The organism is Rhodoferax sp. LS1R11, assembly GCF_056521395.1.
Map to the genome: position 1 here is coordinate 85,764 of NZ_JBWMAW010000005.1, position 18,130 is coordinate 103,893.

12 protein-coding genes are annotated in these 18,130 nt (G+C 60.1%); 7 read left to right on the forward strand and 5 right to left on the reverse strand.

Annotated features, from left to right (window positions below):
• Positions 1 to 6 precede the first annotated feature (6 nt).
• Positions 7 to 1,404, forward strand: a complete 1,398-nt coding sequence (gene mpl, locus AC097N_RS08435) for a UDP-N-acetylmuramate:L-alanyl-gamma-D-glutamyl-meso-diaminopimelate ligase (RefSeq protein ID WP_479580457.1) — start codon at positions 7 to 9, stop codon at positions 1,402 to 1,404.
• A 60-nt stretch (positions 1,405 to 1,464) separates the two neighbouring features.
• Here mpl and AC097N_RS08440 read toward each other — a convergent pair whose 3' ends face one another.
• The 5 genes from AC097N_RS08440 to AC097N_RS08460 all read right to left on the reverse strand — a co-directional run bounded on the left by AC097N_RS08440 (position 1,465) and on the right by AC097N_RS08460 (position 8,168).
• Positions 1,465 to 2,604, reverse strand: a complete 1,140-nt coding sequence (locus AC097N_RS08440) for a 3-deoxy-7-phosphoheptulonate synthase (protein WP_479580458.1) — start codon at positions 2,602 to 2,604, stop codon at positions 1,465 to 1,467.
• A 208-nt stretch (positions 2,605 to 2,812) separates the two neighbouring features.
• Positions 2,813 to 4,273: a metalloprotease TldD gene (gene tldD / locus AC097N_RS08445; RefSeq protein ID WP_479580459.1), complete on the reverse strand. Its 1,461-nt coding sequence runs from the start codon at positions 4,271 to 4,273 to the stop codon at positions 2,813 to 2,815.
• A gap of 116 nt (positions 4,274 to 4,389) precedes the next feature.
• On the reverse strand, positions 4,390 to 5,544 hold the full coding sequence (gene rodA / locus AC097N_RS08450) for a rod shape-determining protein RodA (protein ID WP_479580460.1): 1,155 nt from the start codon (positions 5,542 to 5,544) through the stop codon (positions 4,390 to 4,392).
• 22 nt (positions 5,545 to 5,566) lie between these two features.
• On the reverse strand, positions 5,567 to 7,414 hold the full coding sequence (locus AC097N_RS08455) for a sensor histidine kinase (RefSeq protein WP_479580461.1): 1,848 nt from the start codon (positions 7,412 to 7,414) through the stop codon (positions 5,567 to 5,569).
• Positions 7,415 to 7,484: 70 nt separating this feature from the next.
• A complete protein-coding gene (locus AC097N_RS08460; protein ID WP_479580462.1) occupies positions 7,485 to 8,168 on the reverse strand; it encodes a LuxR C-terminal-related transcriptional regulator in 684 nt (227 codons plus the stop codon).
• Positions 8,169 to 8,438: 270 nt separating this feature from the next.
• Here AC097N_RS08460 and AC097N_RS08465 point away from each other — a divergent pair, with 270 nt between their 5' ends.
• From AC097N_RS08465 to AC097N_RS08490, 6 genes are all read left to right on the forward strand, one after another.
• A complete protein-coding gene (locus tag AC097N_RS08465; RefSeq protein WP_479580463.1) occupies positions 8,439 to 10,694 on the forward strand; it encodes a hypothetical protein in 2,256 nt (751 codons plus the stop codon).
• Between the two features lie 71 nt (positions 10,695 to 10,765).
• Positions 10,766 to 11,929 carry a hypothetical protein gene (locus AC097N_RS08470; protein ID WP_479580464.1) on the forward strand — a complete coding sequence of 388 codons (1,164 nt, stop codon included), beginning with the start codon at positions 10,766 to 10,768 and terminating at the stop codon, positions 11,927 to 11,929.
• A gap of 166 nt (positions 11,930 to 12,095) precedes the next feature.
• Positions 12,096 to 14,453, forward strand: coding sequence for a hypothetical protein (locus AC097N_RS08475; RefSeq protein ID WP_479580465.1), 2,358 nt, complete (start codon positions 12,096 to 12,098; stop codon positions 14,451 to 14,453).
• Between the two features lie 96 nt (positions 14,454 to 14,549).
• Entirely contained in the window at positions 14,550 to 15,146 is a 597-nt protein-coding gene (locus tag AC097N_RS08480; protein ID WP_479580466.1) for a YqiA/YcfP family alpha/beta fold hydrolase, read from the forward strand.
• A gap of 54 nt (positions 15,147 to 15,200) precedes the next feature.
• Positions 15,201 to 17,273, forward strand: a complete 2,073-nt coding sequence (locus tag AC097N_RS08485; RefSeq protein WP_479580467.1) for a ribonuclease catalytic domain-containing protein — start codon at positions 15,201 to 15,203, stop codon at positions 17,271 to 17,273.
• Positions 17,274 to 17,275: 2 nt separating this feature from the next.
• The gene (locus AC097N_RS08490; RefSeq protein ID WP_479580634.1) at positions 17,276 to 18,127 is read left to right on the forward strand and encodes an energy transducer TonB; all 852 of its coding nucleotides are present in this window, start codon (positions 17,276 to 17,278) and stop codon (positions 18,125 to 18,127) included.
• The last annotated feature ends 3 nt before the right edge of the window (positions 18,128 to 18,130 follow it).

Below are 18,130 nucleotides of genomic sequence, written 5' to 3' on the forward strand. Positions count from 1 at the left end.
CTGGCCATGCACATTCATATTCTGGGTATTTGCGGAACTTTCATGGGCGGCCTCGCCGCGTTGGCACGGGAAGCGGGTCACAAGGTGACGGGTTGCGACACGGGCGTCTATCCGCCCATGAGCGACCAACTGCGCGCGCTCGGCATTGAGCTGATCGAAGGCTTTGGCGCCGAGCAGCTGACCTTGCAGCCCGACATGTTCGTGGTGGGCAATGTAGTGAGCCGCGCCCACCTGGCCGATGGCACACCCAAATTCCCCTTGATGGAAGCCATTCTGGACGCCGGACGGCCCTACACCAGCGGTCCGCAATGGCTGGCGGAGCATGTCTTGCAGGGCAAACATGTGATCGCGATTGCGGGTACCCATGGCAAAACGACCACAACCGCCATGACGACCTGGATTCTCGAGAGCGCTGGCCTGAACCCCGGCTTTCTGGTCGGTGGCGTGCCCATGAACTTTGAGGTGTCGGCCCGATTGGGCGGTGGCAAATTCTTCGTCATTGAAGCGGACGAATACGACACCGCGTTCTTCGACAAACGCAGCAAGTTTGTGCACTACCGCCCCCGCACCGCCGTGCTCAACAACCTCGAATTCGACCACGCCGACATTTTTGATGATCTGGCGGCGATTGAGCGGCAATTTCATCACCTGGTGCGAACCGTACCGGGCAAAGGTCCGCATGGATCGGGCCGCGTGGTGGTCAATGGCCTGGAAGAGAGCCTCGCACGGGTCTTGCACACCGGCTGCTGGAGTGAAGTCCGCAGCTTTGGCGCGGCGGTGAGCGACTTCACAGCCGCTGGCGAGCCCCATGAATTTGAGGTGCTGTACCAAGGCCGGCCGGCCGGCCACGTGAAGTGGGCACTAACCGGCATGCACAACCAGCTCAACGCGCTGGCCGCCATCGCTGCGGCAGAGCACGTGGGCGTATCACCCGCCATCGCGGCCCATGCACTAGGTGCTTTTGAAAACGTCAAGCGCCGCATGGAGATACGCGGCACCGTGACACGCGCGGGCGGCACCATCACCGTGTACGACGACTTTGCCCACCACCCGACCGCGATCCGCACGACCGTGGACGGGTTGAAGCGCCGCCTGGGCGCTGATGAACGCATTCTGGCGGTCTTTGAGCCGCGCTCCAACACCATGAAGCTAGGCGCCATGAAGGCCCAGTTGCCTTGGAGCCTGGAACAGGCTGACCTGGCGTTTTGCCACAGCGGCGGTTTGGGCTGGGATGCCTCTGAGGCGCTGGCCTCCATGGGCGAGCGGGCTCAGGTGGCCGACAACATCGACACGCTGGTGGCCCAGGTGGTTGCCAGCGCCCGCGCCGGTGACCATATTGTCTGCATGAGCAATGGTGGCTTTGGTGGCGTGCACCTCAAGCTGCTGCAGGCGCTACAAAAATAATAGCTACCTGCGCACGTAGTACGGGGGCTAGAGGCCTGAAAGACCACTAACCCTAGTTCATCAACGCGCGCGGCGCGCCTTGACCGCTTCCGACAGCACGTCGAGCGACTTGAGCGAGTCGTCCCAGCCCAGGCAAGCGTCGGTGATGCTCTTGCCGTATTCCAGCTGGGAGGCATCGTCTTTGCCGGGGGTGAACTTTTGGGCGCCTGCGTTCAGGTGGCTTTCCACCATCACGCCGAACACACTGGTCGATCCACCGGCAATCTGGGCTGCGATGTCGCGCGCGACTTCCAGCTGCTTCTCGTGCTGCTTGCTGCTGTTGGCGTGGCTGCAGTCCACCATCAAGGTGTCGGGCAATTTGGCGGCAATCAGGTCTTTGCAGGCAGCGGCGACGCTGGCGGCGTCGTAATTGGGGGCCTTGCCGCCGCGCAGGATGACGTGGCAATCCGGGTTGCCATTGGTTTGCACAATCGCCACCTGGCCATTTTTGTGCACGGACAAAAAGTGGTGCCCACCGGCGGCGGCCTGAATCGCATCGGTGGCAATTTTGATGTTGCCGTCGGTGCCGTTCTTGAAACCAATCGGCGCCGACAGGCCGGAGGCCAGCTCGCGGTGCACCTGGCTTTCGGTGGTGCGCGCGCCAATGGCGCCCCAGGAGATCAAGTCGCCCAGGTACTGGGGCGAAATCACATCCAGAAACTCGCTGCCTGCGGGCAAGCCCATCCGGTTGATTTCAATCAGCAACTGGCGCGCCATGCGCAGGCCTTCGTCAATGCGGAAGGTTTCGTCCAGGTACGGATCGTTGATCAGCCCTTTCCAGCCCACGGTCGTGCGCGGTTTTTCGAAGTACACACGCATGACGATTTCCAGCGTGTCGGCGTACTTCTCGCGCTGTACCTTGAGCTGACGCGCATAGTCCAGCGCTGCGGCTGGATCGTGAATGGAGCAGGGGCCAATGACGACCAGCAGGCGGTCGTCCTTGCCGCTCATGATCTCGTGGATCTGGCGGCGGGTGGAGCTGATCAGCGTCTCTGTGGGCGTGCCTGCAATGGGGAAGAAACGGATCAGATGCTCAGGAGGAGGTAACACAGTGATGTCCTTGATGCGTTCGTCGTCGGTTTGACCGGTGCGGTCGGTGGGGCGGGCGGTCGAGTTCGCATACCAGGCATCAGAGCCGGCGACAGTAGCTTTGGCATTCATGGTGAGTCTCCTAAGTCAAACAAGTAAAAACTGAAAAGGCATAAAAAAACCGCCGGGGGTGCCGGCGGTTTTTGTGAGATCAGGACGTTTTCTTCAGGTACGTTCAGAACTCTCTACCGCCGCAGGCGCTTGAGAACCAAAAATAGCTAAAGAAAAAACGGGCCGAATTCATGAAGCCGAATGTAGCACAGTCATGCTTGGCGCTGGCTTACGCCGTGCCGCCCACGGTCAGGCCGTCAATCCGCAGGGTGGGCTGACCCACGCCCACCGGCACGCTCTGACCTTCTTTGCCGCAGGTGCCCACACCGCTGTCGAGTTTCATGTCGTTGCCGATCATGCTGACACGCTTCAAACACTCCGGCCCACTGCCCACGATGGTGGCGCCCTTGACAGGGTACAGAATCTTGCCGTTTTCGACCCAATACGCTTCGCTGGCCGAGAACACAAACTTGCCGGAGGTGATGTCCACCTGCCCACCGCCGAAGTTGGTGGCGTACAGGCCCTTTTTGATACTGGCCACGATTTCTTCAGGTGATTTGTCACCCGCCAGCATGTAGGTGTTGGTCATGCGCGGCATGGGAATGTGGGCGTAGCTCTCGCGCCGGCCATTGCCCGTGGGTGCCACGCCCATCAGGCGCGCGTTCATGGCGTCCTGGATGTAGCCCTTCAGAATGCCGTCCTCGATCAACACGTTGCGCTGGCTGGTGTTGCCTTCGTCGTCCACATTCAGCGAGCCACGGCGGTCGGCGATGGTGCCGTCATCCAGCACCGTGACGCCTTTGGCCGCCACGCGCTGGCCAATGCGGCCACTGAAGGCACTGGAGCCTTTGCGGTTGAAGTCGCCCTCCAGCCCGTGGCCGATGGCTTCGTGCAGCAGGATGCCGGGCCAGCCGGGGCCAAGCACCACGGTCATCTCACCGGCCGGCGCGGGACGCGCCTCCAGGTTGGTGAGCGCGGCTTTGACAGCTTCATCGACGTACTGCGTGATGATGGCGTCGTCAAAATACGCCAGCCCGAAACGCCCGCCACCGCCGGCCGAGCCCATTTCGCGGCGGCCTTTTTGCTCGGCAATGACGGTCACGCTCAAGCGCACCAGCGGGCGCACATCGGCGGCCAGCGTGCCATCGGCGCGCGCCACCATCACCACGTCGTATTCAGCAGCCAGGCCCGCCATGACTTGTGCGACGCGCGGGTCTTTGGCGCGGGCGGCTTTTTCCACCTTTTCCAGCAGCTTGACCTTGGCCGTGCTGTCCAGCGTGGCAATCGGGTCCAGCCCCTGGTACAAAGAGCGCGCAGATGCTATCTTTTTAGTAGCTGTCTTCACACGTCCTGTCTGGGCTGCACTCGATATGGTTCTTACAGTGCGTGCCGCGTCCAGCAGGGAGGCTTCGGAGATGTCATCCGAGTAGGCAAACGCGGTTTTCTCGCCGCTGACCGCCCGCACACCGACGCCCTGGTCAATGCTGAAGGAGCCGGTTTTGACAATGCCCTCCTCCAGGCTCCAGCCCTCGCTGCGGGTGTACTGGAAATACAGGTCAGCTTCGTCCACCTTGTTGGCCTTGATTTCGGCCAGGGCGCGGGACAAGTGGGTCTCATCCAGCCCAAACGGGGTGAGCAGCAGGGACTTGGCGATGGCCAAGCGTTCAATGGTGGGTTCGCGAGAGATCATGCAGCCATTTTAGGCCGCGGCGCAATGCCCACACTGGCAGAGGCCTCCACCCAGCCACCTGCAGGGCAGTCAGTAACACCGGGCGGCGTCAACAGCCCGCCTGGAGACATTTTTTGTCAGGACTGCACCAGCCGCTTGGACTTGGCAATCGACATCAGAATGCCCAGACCCAAGCCCAGCGTCACCATGGCGGTACCGCCGTAGCTGATGAAAGGCAATGGCACACCCACCACCGGCAAGATGCCGCTGACCATGCCCATATTCACAAACGAGAAGGTGAAAAACATCAGGGCGATGCTGCCCGCCAGCAGGCGCGAAAACAGCGTGGGGGCTTCGATCGCAATCACCATGCCGCGCAAAATGAGGAAGAGAAAGCCAGCAATTAACAACAGGTTGCCCATCAGCCCGAATTCCTCAGAGAACGCGGCAAAAACGAAGTCGGTGGTGCGCTCGGGAATGAACTCCAGGTGCGTCTGGGTACCTTGCATGAAGCCCTTGCCCCAAAACCCACCGGAGCCAATGGCAATCATGCCCTGGATGATGTGAAAGCCCTTGCCCAGCGGATCACGCGACGGGTCCAGCAGCGTGCAGATGCGTTGCTGCTGGTAGTCGTGCAACACCGGCCAGCGCACGCCGTCGGCACACAACTGCTCAGAAAAACTGACCACCAGAGCCACCGCCACCAGCCCGATCAACACGGGCGGCGCAAACCATTTCCAGGACAGTCCGGCAAAGAAAATGATGGACATGCCTGCGGACAACACCAGAATGGCCGTGCCCAGGTCAGGCTGACGCGCAATCAAGCCAAAGGGCACCGCCAGCAGCAACAGCCCCACCCCAAAATCCAGCGGACGCAAATGCCCTTCGCGCTTCTGGAACCACCAGGCCAGCATCAACGGCATGGCAATCTTGAGGACCTCACTGGGCTGGATAATCACGCCGACATTGAGCCAGCGCCGGGCACCTTTTTTGGTAACCCCAAAAACCGCCACCGCAATCAACAACGTCACGCCGATCACGTAGAGCGGCACGGCCAGCGTCATCAGCCGCTGGGGGGGAATCTGGGCCACCGCAAACATGATGAATCCGGCAATCAGCATGTTGCGGCCATGGTCCTCAAACCGGGTGCCGTGGTCAAAACCCACGGAATACATGGTCAGCAAGCCCGCACAGACGAGCAAAAACACCGCAAATGCCAGCGGGCCGTCAAAACCGCGAAACCAGGGCGCGATGCGCTGCCAGGGATGAATTTTTCCAAAATGATGCGCCATCCCGGGATTATCCCGCGACTAATCAAGCCAGCACGATCTCCACGGTGGTTTTGCCCGGCGCGCTGGTAATGCACAAGGCCGCGTCGATGACCGTCGCCCTCTCGCGCAGGGAGCCCAGGCCCCGGCGGGTCACATCGGTGGGCTCGAACCCACAGCCGTTGTCAATCACCCGCAACTGGGCTCCACCGTGCTCCGTGCTGCGCAACTCAACACGAAGTTCGCTGGCGTGGGCGTGCTGCAGCACATTGGAGATGGCTTCGAATACCATGAATTGCAGGTGGCGCATGGCCTTGTCATCCAGCCGAATCAGGGGGGGCAGGAGGTCTACATCCCACTGCAACTCAATGTCGGAGACCTTCAAGCGGGGCTCGAGCCGGTAACGCAGGTTGGCCAGCAGGGCCGTGATATCGCCCGGCGGCAGGTTCATGGCGTCAATGGACAGCTTGAGCTGATCCAGCGAATCGCGCAGGGTGTGCAACACCTCATCCTGACTGGCGCGACCGGACTCCAGTTGCCGGATGGCCGTGCTGATGTGCGAACCCACGCCGTCGTGCATGTCGCGCAGGATGCGTGTGCGCTCGGTCGCTCGCTCCTGCTCGCGAGCCAGCTGCTCCATGCGCTGATAGGTCTGTGCAAGTTCTTGCTCTTTTTGTGTCACACGGGCTGCCAGGTTGGCGGTCAGGTCGCGCGCCTGGGCGCTGGCCGCCCGGAACCGCGTGATCACGATGTAGGCCAGCGTCAGCCCGAACAGCAACGAGCTGAAACGCAGGTACGTATTGCCGCCGTAGGCCTCACTCAACCGGAACACATACAGATCCCGCAAGCCCACCAGCGTATTCAGCAGCAATATAAAGGCCACGATCTTGTGCAGCAGCGACGCGCCACGCACTGCGCGCCAGAGAAACAAGGAGACAAAAATCAGGGACGTGAGGCCTGAGGCCGCGTACAAAAGCGTCATGGCGAGCGGATGGCCGTAAGCCAACGCGCCCGCGCCGGCGGCGACACTTGCCACGACCAGCACCATCAGCCAGCGACGCAACCAGATGGCTGCGGGGAATCGACTCCAATTCGCGACTTCAACACAAAACAGGGTCATGCTGGCAATCCACACCGACGAGGACACCAGCGCGATAGTGCCCCACCAAGGCCAGGACAGGGGTGGTGTCTCGATGATGGCGTTGCCAATGCTTACTGTCCAGGACAGTTCAGCCATGCCTGCATACAAGTACAGCGGATCGCGCCGTAGCCACCCCGGAACGTTCGTGTTGACCTGGGTCGCCCATAACGCCAGGGCCAGTAAGCCAACCAGCAGACTCACGATAACCACAATCAGCGAACCTGTGACACGCAACCCATAGTCATGCAAATACAAGGCATGCACCTCGGCTGCTGGTCCCAGAATCATCGGAGCCAGACCGCCACGGCGCCCCACATCAGCACGGATGTGTACGCGAAACAGGTTATGCATGCCCAGCAGGCCAGGCGTCACCACAATATGACGCGGCGCCTTGGCAAAATCCGGGCCGTTGTAACGCTGCAAATCACCGTTGCTCTGCAGCAGAGTGCCGTTAAGCCAGATTTCATAAGCATTACCCATCCGGGATACGTAGACGCCCATAGGCTCCGTGGGCACTGCACTCAGTTCAAACGGCACATCGAAGGTCGCCACGCCTGACAGCCCTTGGTGGCGTCGGTCCCAGTGATAAGGCAGACTCACGGCAGTTTGGGTCGTTTGCCCCTGCACCGTCACAACCGTGTTGGCCTCACGCAATTCCAGCGTCAGGGCCTGCGACTGCAAGGTCAGGCATGCCAATAACAACCCAAGACCGGGCAGCACCCCACGCCGCAAAACTGACCACAATCGATTCATGAGGGCATCTTAGCCGCCGCCCGCTTCGGCCCGGGCAACAGTGATCAGGCATCCGGGTCAGCCGGGCACGTCAGTCATGGCCGGACAGCAAGCCCATGCGCGTCGCCTCGAACACCGCCTCACTTTTGGAGTGCACCGACAGTTTTCCATACAGGCGTTTGATATGGGTCTGCACGGTGTGAACACTCAAGCCCTGCAAGCGCGCTATTTCTGCATAAGAAAACCCACGGGCAATCAAGGCCAGAACTTCCTGCTCCCGCTGCGACAGCAATGCCCGCGGCAACACGACATCCCGAACCTCAATAGCTACACTTTTGATAGCATATTGCGCTTGCTCAACCAGGGCTACAGCCTTAAAAACCTGATCAGACCGGTATTTGGACAAGACCCGCCGGGCAATCATGGGAGAAATGGGTGACGCCCCGGCGCGCATGTCCAGAATCGTCTGGGCAATGTCGTCGGGGGTCGAGTCCTTGTGGATGTAACCCAAGGCGCCCGCCTCAATGCTGGCCAACACGTTGTCTTCATCCCCAAACATGGAAATCACCAGAGGCTCACACGCCGGATTGAGCCGTGTGGCGTGGCGGATAACCTCCAGCCCGCTGCCATCAGGCAAGCCCAGATCGGTCAGCAGCACATCAAGGGCACCCGCGTGCGCATCCAGCCAGGCTTTTGCATCGGTCACCGTACCGACGCTGGCCATCAATTGCAACCCGGCACAACGCGAGACACTGCCCGCGAAAAAATCGCGCATCTGCGGATCGTCCTCAACAACCAGTACGCGCCACACTTGTTTGCACCTCTCCCATGTTTTGAATTTGATCCGAGCATAGCCCGCAAAGGCGGCAATCGACATAACGCAACATCCCATGTTTATGGGATGGCGCGAAGTCATGGGTGCGAGGAAACTTGTGACGCAGGTCAAGATTGCGAGAAATTTGCACCCCCCAATTGGGGGATATACAAATCCATTTCAGCATCTTGTAATCAACCGCGCTTATTTATCTATAACCAGGGACTCATCTTGAAAATTACGTTGAAACGACTTTCTCTCTGTATTGCCAGCGCAGGCATGCTGACGATTTATGGCTGCGGCGGCGGTGGAGGCGGCGCAGCGGTGGCCACCACCACGAGCACCACGGTGACACCTTCGCTGGGCAAATTCAGCTCGGGCACCGTGGTCAACCTCGCCAAACCGGACGGAACCCTGCTGACAACAGGCTCGATCGGCAGCAATGGCGCCGTAACGCTTTCGTATTCAGCAGCCTACACCGGCCCCGTGGTGATTACCGTGGTGGGCGCTGCAGGCGTCATGTATTTTGATGAAGGCACGGGAGCAGACGCCCTATTTGGCGCTGGCTCGACACTTCAGGCCGTGGTACCCGCCCCGCAAACACAAGTGGGGGTGACAGCACTGACCAATGCCGCGGTAGCCAATTTGGTCGCCGCAGGTGGCATCGCCAACGCTACGGCGCTCACAGTCAGCGACGCGAATGCCAAAGTAGCGGCGGTCTTTGGCTTGACGGATATTTTGGTCGCACCCAACCCCGTGAGCGCCACGACAGGCAATACCCTCGACCTGGCGTTGCCTGCGGACAAATACGCGCTGGTGCTGGCGGCCTTCGCAAAATCAGCCCCTACCGGCACCTCAGCCGCGACCCTGGCCGCCAATTTGGCGATTGACCTGAAAGACGGCACCCTGAATGGTCAGAATGGCAGCGTCGCCATCCTGAATTACAGCCTGACCCCCACCATGCTGGCGGCCGCCTACCAAAGCGCGGCGACCACCCTGGCAACACCAGGCAGCCAGACCCTTGCGGCCAACACGCCGCTGGTCGTGACACCGGATGTCACCAAAGTGGTTGCCGTGACGAATCAATCGGACGTGACCCTCGCCAAAGCGATGTTCGCCGAACTGCGCACCACATTGAAGTCCTTTGCCAATGGCAACAAGACCGGCTTCCTGGACAGCCAGGCCACACGCATCAACGCCGACCTGAACGCCAATGTTGCGCCTGAAATGTCCAAGGTGGCCAACCGCATCGGTGCGCTCAGCGGAACGATGACAGCCTATGAGGATCTGACCACTGCGGGTAATCCCGGCTTCAGTTCAGGCAAGGTGTTGACGTCTGGAACGACTGCGCTCGTCACTGATCATGGCTCCATTCAAGACGTCTGGAATGGCGTTGGTTCATACATCAATTGCTGGCAAGGCGATATCAATGGCGTGCAGACTGCAGGCAAAGTAACTTGCGCCCGTGCGGGCTCCGACAACGCCGATTACGCAAACAACAGAATCAAAATGATGGTTTTTGAGCTGACGGCTGGTTCGACAGCAAATCAGTACACCTACACAGCTACCAGATACAACATGAAGCATGTTTCTGGTCAAACTGCGCCTTCGGTGATTTCCATCGCTACGGGTTCAACCCCTGGCAACGGCTCAGTTGGAAAAACAGTCGTCAGCGGAAAAGTAACCGGCATCGCGCTCAACGGCACGCTGCCAGCTTCGACCGACTTCACCGGGATCGACACGATTGCTATTTCGGCGGCGCGTACGGCACTGACTGCAGCTAACAACTTCCATTACGCCCTGTCTGGATCGGTGTCGACAGCCAATTTATTGGACGCAGCCAAGGTTGTCGCTTTGTCCTTTGACAGCGGCAGTTTCTTTGACGCGGACGAAACCAATGAAGCCACAACAGGCTCCAAGGTTCTCGCCGCCAAACTGATCGGCACAGCCAAGACTGCAGCCAGCCAATTCACGGGAACGCTGGACGTTAGCTCGTTTGTGACCGATGCAAGTGGCAGCGACTACATGCCCACCAACATTGTGTTCACTGGCAGCATCAGCGACACATCGACCAGCGGTGCTGGCGAATTTTTGACGGGCAAGCTGGAAGCAACCGTCGCGAACTACAGCCAGTTCGACACGACTAAGCCTGATTCATCCAGCAACTACGTCCACGCCACCCTGACCTTCACGGGCACCATCCAGGCACCTAGTCGGCCACTGATGAAACTGGTTCTGGCCGTCGCCAAGACCGGTTCGAGCACCAGCGACGTGACGCTGAACTACACCTATGGCACAGTCAAAATCACAGGCAGTGGCAAGGTAGACGGCGATAACCCGGCCAACGAGACCTTGACCCTGAGCAACCAGGACGGTGTTCAGGTCGTGACCAAAACGGGAGCCGTGACCAAGGCCGGCGCCCCCGTGGCAACCCTCGCCAATGGAGCCATCAATTACGTTGACGGCGTGACCGAATCGTTGATTTAATACCGTTGCTTTCTGTCTAGTCGAATCCGGCGGTGTGTCACCGCCGGATTTTTTTTGAGTGATCGATCATGGTGAAGCTAAAAAAAAGAACACTGACATTTTTATGGTGTCTTGCGTCTCCTCTGCTGGGGCACACCGAGGGTCTGCTGGCCGTGGACAACCCGGCCAGGAATGGCAAGGGCAACCAGATTTACACCTCACTCGAAGCCTTTGAAGGCAATGACCAGGTCGCCATGCGCCAATATGGCGGCGACTGGCAAGGCAACTACGCACCTCGCTCGGGCACCAACATTGGCCTGCTGTCTGCCCGCGCGGAAACCGGGGTGCAATGGCAAGGTTATCGACTGGGTGTCCTGTACCGTGCCGAGGCCCTGGTAGAAGCTAACCGGGACACGTCCGATCTGGTGCAGCAATACAGCACCAGCGGCGGCTACGACGTGGGCCGCACCTACCAGCTCGACTATCACATCCGGGGTTTCGAAGCCCACGGTGCGCGCCTGAGCAAAAGCTTTCAGCTCGGCTTGGGCGGTCCATGGCACATAGACTGGGGCTTGGGCTTGTCGTACCTGCGTGGCAAGCGAGTCAAATTGGAAACTGCCACCGGCCAGGTCGTCACACTGAACGCCAAAGACATCAACGCCGGGGCCCAACTGAACGACACAGACAGCCGCACGAATGTGGCCGATCTCAGCAGTTTTAACGCACCGTTTGGGCATTTGGCGGCCCCCTCGGGGCAAGGCTACGCCGTGGACATCGGCATGGTGCTGCACCACCGGAACAGTGGCGTCAGCATCGAACTGGCGGTGGCTGACCTGATGGGACGCATCCATTGGAAAGACTTGCCCAATAACACCACCGACTACAGCACCGCCACCAAATATTACGACGCCAATGGCTTTGTGCAGTTCAACCCCTCCGCCACACGCATCAGCAGCTACCGTGACGTGGGTCAGCGACTTGATCCCAAGGTGTGGCTGGCAGCCAATTTCCCGTTGGGAGACTTTGTGCTGCAAGGCGCCACCAGTTACACCTCAAACTATTGGTTCCCGCAAGCGGCTGTCACATACCGCATCAACCCGCAATGGCGTGTGAGCGCAGATTACGACTTGCGTTTCAATACGTTGGGGCTGGCATTGCAACATCAATGGTTCCACCTCGCCTTGCGAATGGACCACACGAATATGGACACGGCCAAGGCGTACGGCGTGAGTGGCGGGTTGAATATTCCGTTTTAGAGCCACCCTCCAAAGGTCACTGACAAACGCACCGACATTGCGGCGCCATCCCATATTCATGGGATGGCGCGTTTCTATTGACGCGATGAAACTTGCAGCGCAGGTCAGTTCGCCTTCAACCGGAGTTTTGAACCGACTGCGTCCCAAACAACTCACAGGGGGTTTTATGAAGATCGCACTCAAACGACTGTCGCTTGGCATTGCCAGCGCGGGGCTTCTGACTATTTACGGCTGCGGGGGTGGCGGAGGCAGCAGTCCTGCGGCGGCCACAACAAGCAGTGTCCCCGTGACTGTGGTGGATGGGGCGATTCAAAATGCCACCGTTTGCCTGGACAAGAACAGCAACGGGACGTGCGACACCGGCGAGCCCTCTGCGAAGACAGATGCCACAGGCAAGGTCAATCTCACAATCGACGCCGCCGACGTTGGAAAATACCCCGTTATTGCGATAGTTGGCACCGACGCCATTGATGCCGACACGGGCGCCGTGCCTGTGCCCTTCACCATGTCGGCTCCGGCAGACAGTGTCGGTGTGGTGAGCCCGCTGACCACGATGGTTCAACAAACGATTGCCAGCACCGGCGCCAGTACCGCCGACGCGGCCGCGGCAGTGCAAGCCGCCACCGGTATAACCACCTCGCTATTTCAGGACTTTACGAAAGTGGCGGCGCCGACCGATGGCAGCATCAGCGCAGCCACCGTGGCGCGCATGGTGGTGGTGACCACCCAGCAGCAGTCCACGGCTATCGGAAGTACTGTGGTGGGGACGACGGCCGCAGATGGCACCACCATCACACAAGCCGATATCAACAAGGCAATCCAGAAAAAACTTCTGGAATTGTTGCCCGCGTTGGTGACAGCCCTGAATGATCCCACTGTGCAGGCTGCAACGACGCCTGCAGCGAAGGAGACTGCACTTTTGGCTGCGGCGAACACCCTCGTGACCAGTTCGGGTTTGACACCTACTGCAATGGCCACAGTGGTGGCGATTAACACACAGTCCTCCTCCACTGCGGCGGTCGCAACGGCAGCCCCAAGTGCTGGCTTCACGCTGGTCAATCTCTATTTCACGAACGCTGCAAACTACTTCTCACGGACTTTTGGCAGTTCACTTGCCCAAAACACGCCGGACGCCAGCAACAACACAAAATATGTAGAGCGGCGCACACGCAGCACAGCAGGCTCTGTTGCCAAGTGGGGTGCAGGTAGTGATCCATGGCGCGAGGCAGACCTGCACTGGAGCGGCAGTGCCTGGGTGAATTGCCCGATCAATTTTGAGAACACCTCGACGGTGCGTGATGCGCAAGGAAGAGCCAGCTACAACTACTGCGACAGCGCCGAAACAGGCAAGTCCACTCGCGCCACGTTTGACATCAAAGACAAGACGATGGCAGAGGTCTATGCCCAGGTTCGCACAGCGGGCTACACCAATCTGACGATTGCGGACACCGCTGCGCTGGGAACCGCGACGTTCCCGGCCGGTTCATCGCTGATCTATCAAACTTCGACCCCGCTGACCATGGCGATCAGCTATTACCCCGGTGGCAGCAACCCGGTGGGTGAGAGCAATGCAATCACGCAATACACCACAGCCGTCTCATCCGGCGGCGAGGCTACTGCACAGGCAGCGGGTGTCGGCTGCAATTCGGCTGAATTTGCCAACACCAATGGCACCAACAGCACGACACTGGAAGGCATGATGGCCGCCATGACGGGCACCCCGTGCCGCTTCAGCGGGGGCAGCTTTGTGTACAACGGAAGCACATATATAAATCCTGACTCCATCAATGAGGCTTGGGGCCAAAGCACGGTCAGCATTGGCACAATCGGCTCAGCACCGGTCGGCTCAGGCATAGCACCCGGATTCTTCACCGGCAACACCAAACTGCGGGTGGCTTTTAAGGGAACGGGCACCAACCCTGTGACGTACTACGCTTGCAAAGAGCGGTTTAACAATGGTTCAACCCGCAATTGCACGCCAGTCGGGACAGGCACCTATACGATTGCAAGCCTCGGCAATGCCCGCGTCATGACGCTGAACAACCTGCCCACACAGGCATCGGCACTGAACTTCACCCGTGTTTTTGTAGAGCGGGGCGGTCTGGTTTATATGGGTTATCAGAACAAGCCCAATGTGAGCAACAGCGCCCGCCTGAATACCGTCGGCGGTACGGCACTGCTCACGCAATTGGGTCTGCCGCCTGATGATGCTTCGGTGCCTTTGGCCCTGACCGCCGCTTCTTACCAAGGAACGTGGGACCTCCATGACCCAACGCAAACGAATGACGGAATCACGGTAGTCATTCAAGCCAATGGAAACGTGGCGTGCCGGGACTACCAGGGAGTTGCATTCCCAACGTGCTCGCTAACGATCACGAATGCTGCCACCGGTGCGTTTTCTTACGCTGACAGTTTCAGCACCGGGAGCGGCAACATGAACTTCATGGCGGGCACGGCCAGCGGCATCTATAACGACCCGACTTCCACCCCAAGCAGCGGCAGTGTCGTGGGCGTGCGCCGCTGAAATCAACTTGGCAGGCAACGTGCCTGCTCTTACTTCAAAGCCTCGCAAGCTGCCCAGCAGCCTGCGGGGCTTTCTTTCACCTCTATCATTCGGCTCATGCCTACCACCCAGCCCATCACCCACATCCTCTACCTGCATGGCTTCCGGTCCTCACCGCAATCGGCAAAGGCCCAGACGATGGCCAGGCACATGGCCACACATCACCCGGAAATTCAATGGTGGTGCCCGCAACTTCCGCCCTCACCACGCGAGGCATTTACCTTGATAGAACAAGGTACGACCCACTGGCCGCGCGCATCCATGGCGGTGATGGGCTCCTCGTTGGGCGGTTTTTATGCCACAGCCCTGGCCGAACAAACCGGCTGCAGGGCAGTGCTACTCAACCCGGCAGTTGACCCCGCACGCGACCTGGAGAAGTACATTGGCGAGCAAACCCGCTGGCACAACCCGGAGGAGCATTTCTTCTTCAAACCTGAGTTTGTGCAGGAATTACGCGACCTCGCATGCGCCCCTCTCAAACAGCCCGACCACTACCTCGCCATCATCGCCAAAGGCGACGAAGTCCTGAGTTGGCGCGAAATGCATGCCCGCTACGCAGCTGCCCACATTCGCCTGCTGGAGGGCGGGGACCACGCCCTCAGCCACTTTGATGAACACTTGCCGGAAATCATGGCGTTTTTGGGCCTGACCTGAACCCCGCTCCGGGTCGGCGGCCACGTCCCCCTTTTTGCTGGGACAATGCCGCCTATGTTTTTATTGTTTGAAGAAGCCGGAAAATTCATGGCCGGTCGGGTGCTGTCAGAGGCGGAGTCCTCTGCACAGGTGGAGTTGGACAGCGGCAAGCGGGTCAAGGTCAAGGCGGCCAACATCCTGCTGCGATTTGAAAAGCCGGCGCCAGCCGCGCTGATGGCGTCGGCGCAGGCCATCAGCCAGACCATCGAGCTGGAGATGGCGTGGGAGTTCTCGCCCGAGGAAGAGTTCGGCTTTGCCGACCTGGCGCGCGACTATTTCAGCGACAAGGCCACGCTGGAACAGCAGGCAGGCATGCTGGTGCGCCTGTTTGAAGCGCCGCACTACTTTCGCCGGGCCGGCAAAGGGCGTTTTCGCAAGGCCCCGGCCGACATCATCGCGTTGGCCCTGGCGGCCATTGAGAAGAAAAAGCAGATCGCCCTGCAAACCGAGCAGTGGGTCAAGGACCTGAGCGAAGGCAGCTGCCCGGCCCCCATTCGCGACCAGTTGTACAAAATTCTGTTCAAGCCGGACAAAAATGCACCTGAGTACAAGGCCGTGGTCGAAGCCTCACGCGCCACCCGGCTGGGGCCGCTTGAATTGCTGCAAAAAGCCGGTGCGATTGACTCGCCCTACCAGTTTCACTGGCGCCGGTTCTTGCTGGAGAACTTTCCCAAGGGCACGGGCTTCGCCAAGCTCGAGGCGCCCGCCATCAAGGACGAGTTGCCGCTCTCCACCGCCCGCGCATTCTCCATCGACGACTCGGCCACCACCGAGATTGACGATGCCTTGTCCGTGCAAGGACTGGGAACCGGCACTGTGGTGGTGGGTATCCACATCGCGGCGCCCGGCCTGGCCATCCAGCCCGGCAGCCCCATTGATCAACTCGGCCGCAACCGCCTGTCCACCGTGTACATGCCGGGCTACAAAGTCACCATGCTGCCTGACGATGTGGTGCAGGCCTACACCCTGCAAGAGGGACGCGACTGTCCGGCCGTTTCGTTGTACGTGACGCTGGACGAAGCCACGCTGGACATCCAAAGCAGTGAAACAAAACTGGAGCGCGTGCACATTGGTGCCAACCTGCGACACGACCAGCTCGATGCCATCGTCACCACCGAGTGGCTTGAAAACCCCGCGTTTTTGCATGAAATCGACCCGCAGCCCTTGCTGAACAAGCGGGAGTCGCTATCATTTTTGCACCGCCTGGCCAAAGACCTCAAAGCCAAACGCGAGGTGGTGCGCGGCAAACCCGAGAGCTTCAACCGGCCGGACTACAACTTCAAGCTGGTCGGCAACGAGGGCCGCGAACCGCAAGGCGACGAGACCGTGCAGATCAGCACCCGCCAGCGCGGCGCGCCACTGGACCTGATCGTGTCTGAAGCCATGATTCTGGCCAACAGCACCTGGGGTAGCTGGATGGCCGAGCTGGGCGTGCCCGGCATTTACCGCAGCCAGGCCTCGATGCTGCCCGGCGTCAAGGTGCGCATGGGCACCAAGGCCCTGCCGCACGCCGGTCTGGGTGTCAAAAGTTACGCCTGGAGCAGCTCACCGTTGCGCCGCTACACCGACCTGGTCAACCAGTGGCAAATCATTGCCTGCGCGCGTCACGGCAAAACGGCGGCGCTGGTGGCCCCCTTCAAGCCCAAGGATGCGGAGCTGTTTTCGATCATCTCCAGCTTCGATTCGGCCTACTTTGCGTACAACGGCTTCCAGGGTGGCATGGAGCGCTTCTGGACGCTCAAATACGTGCAGCAACACAGCGTGACCGAGATCACGGCCACCGTGTTCAAGGAAAACATGGTGCGGGCCGACGACCTGCCCTTGGTGTTGCCCGTGATGGGCGCCAGCGGTTTGCCGCGCGGCGCGCGCGTGCGGGTCAAGCTGGGCGACATTGACGAAATCACACTCGACATCAGCGGCACCGTGGTGGAGCGTCTGGACGCGCTGCCCGAGGCCGCGGACGCGCCCGAGAGTGATGCCGCAGAGGACGATGACGACACCTCCGCCGGGCCGATCGCCATCGCCGTGGACATGACCGAAACCGACACCGAAACGGCCCCTGCGGCCAGCGATAATCCTGCCCCGTGAACCTGCGGTCTTTCAGCACCCTTCAAATAGCGCTTGGCGTCTCGCTTGCCGTGCACGCCGTCTTGCTGACGGTGCGCCTGGTGAACCCCGAGGCTTTCAACCGCGTGTTTGAAGACTCTCCGCTGGAAGTCATTCTGGTCAATGCGAGCACATCCGAACGGCCTGAAAAGGCGAAGGCGATTGCGCAAAAGTCGATGGCCGGCGGTGGCGACGCAGCCAAAGGACGCGCCACCAGTCCCTTGCCTCCGGCACTGGTCTCCGAGGTCGGGGACGACACCGAGGTGGCCGCCCAGCGCAAGTTGCACAACATGCAGGAGCAGCAAAACCTGCTGCTGGCCCAGGTCAAGAACATGCTGGCGGCCATGCCCCCGCCAGACCCCAAGCAGCTCAGCCCCTCGCAGGAGCAGCTCGACCGGGAAGAAAAACGCCGCCGTTTGATCAAGATCCTGGCCGAGATCGAGAAGCGCATCAATGAAGAAAATGAACGCCCGAAAAGGCGTTACATCAGCCCGGCCACGCGTGAGGCGGTCTACGCCGTGTACTACGACAGCCTGCGCCGCGGCATCGAAGGCAAGGGCACGGAGAACTTTCCCGAGGCGGGCGGCAAAAAGCTGTACGGCGAATTGACCATGGTGGTGACCATCAACTTTGACGGGCGCGTGCTGCAAACCGAGATTGTCAAAAGCTCGGGCAACCGCACGCTGGACCTGCGGGCCGAGGCCATTGTGCGCAGTGCCGCGCCGTTTGGCCGCTTCAGTGAGGCCATGCGCCGCCAGGCCGACCAGATTGTGTTTCCCTCTCGCTTCAAGTTCACCCGCGACGAGACGCTGGAAACCCGCGCCACGGGCAACTGACCC

Coding starts and splice junctions, on each gene's coding strand:
- mpl (WP_479580457.1), top strand. CDS start 7: ATGCACATTCATATTCTGGGTATTTGCGGAACTTTCATGGGCGGCCTC.
- AC097N_RS08440 (WP_479580458.1), bottom strand. CDS start 2,604: ATGAATGCCAAAGCTACTGTCGCCGGCTCTGATGCCTGGTATGCGAAC.
- tldD (WP_479580459.1), bottom strand. CDS start 4,273: ATGATCTCTCGCGAACCCACCATTGAACGCTTGGCCATCGCCAAGTCC.
- rodA (WP_479580460.1), bottom strand. CDS start 5,544: ATGGCGCATCATTTTGGAAAAATTCATCCCTGGCAGCGCATCGCGCCC.
- AC097N_RS08455 (WP_479580461.1), bottom strand. CDS start 7,414: ATGAATCGATTGTGGTCAGTTTTGCGGCGTGGGGTGCTGCCCGGTCTT.
- AC097N_RS08460 (WP_479580462.1), bottom strand. CDS start 8,168: ATGCGCGATTTTTTCGCGGGCAGTGTCTCGCGTTGTGCCGGGTTGCAA.
- AC097N_RS08475 (WP_479580465.1), top strand. CDS start 12,096: ATGAAGATCGCACTCAAACGACTGTCGCTTGGCATTGCCAGCGCGGGG.
- AC097N_RS08480 (WP_479580466.1), top strand. CDS start 14,550: ATGCCTACCACCCAGCCCATCACCCACATCCTCTACCTGCATGGCTTC.
- AC097N_RS08485 (WP_479580467.1), top strand. CDS start 15,201: ATGTTTTTATTGTTTGAAGAAGCCGGAAAATTCATGGCCGGTCGGGTG.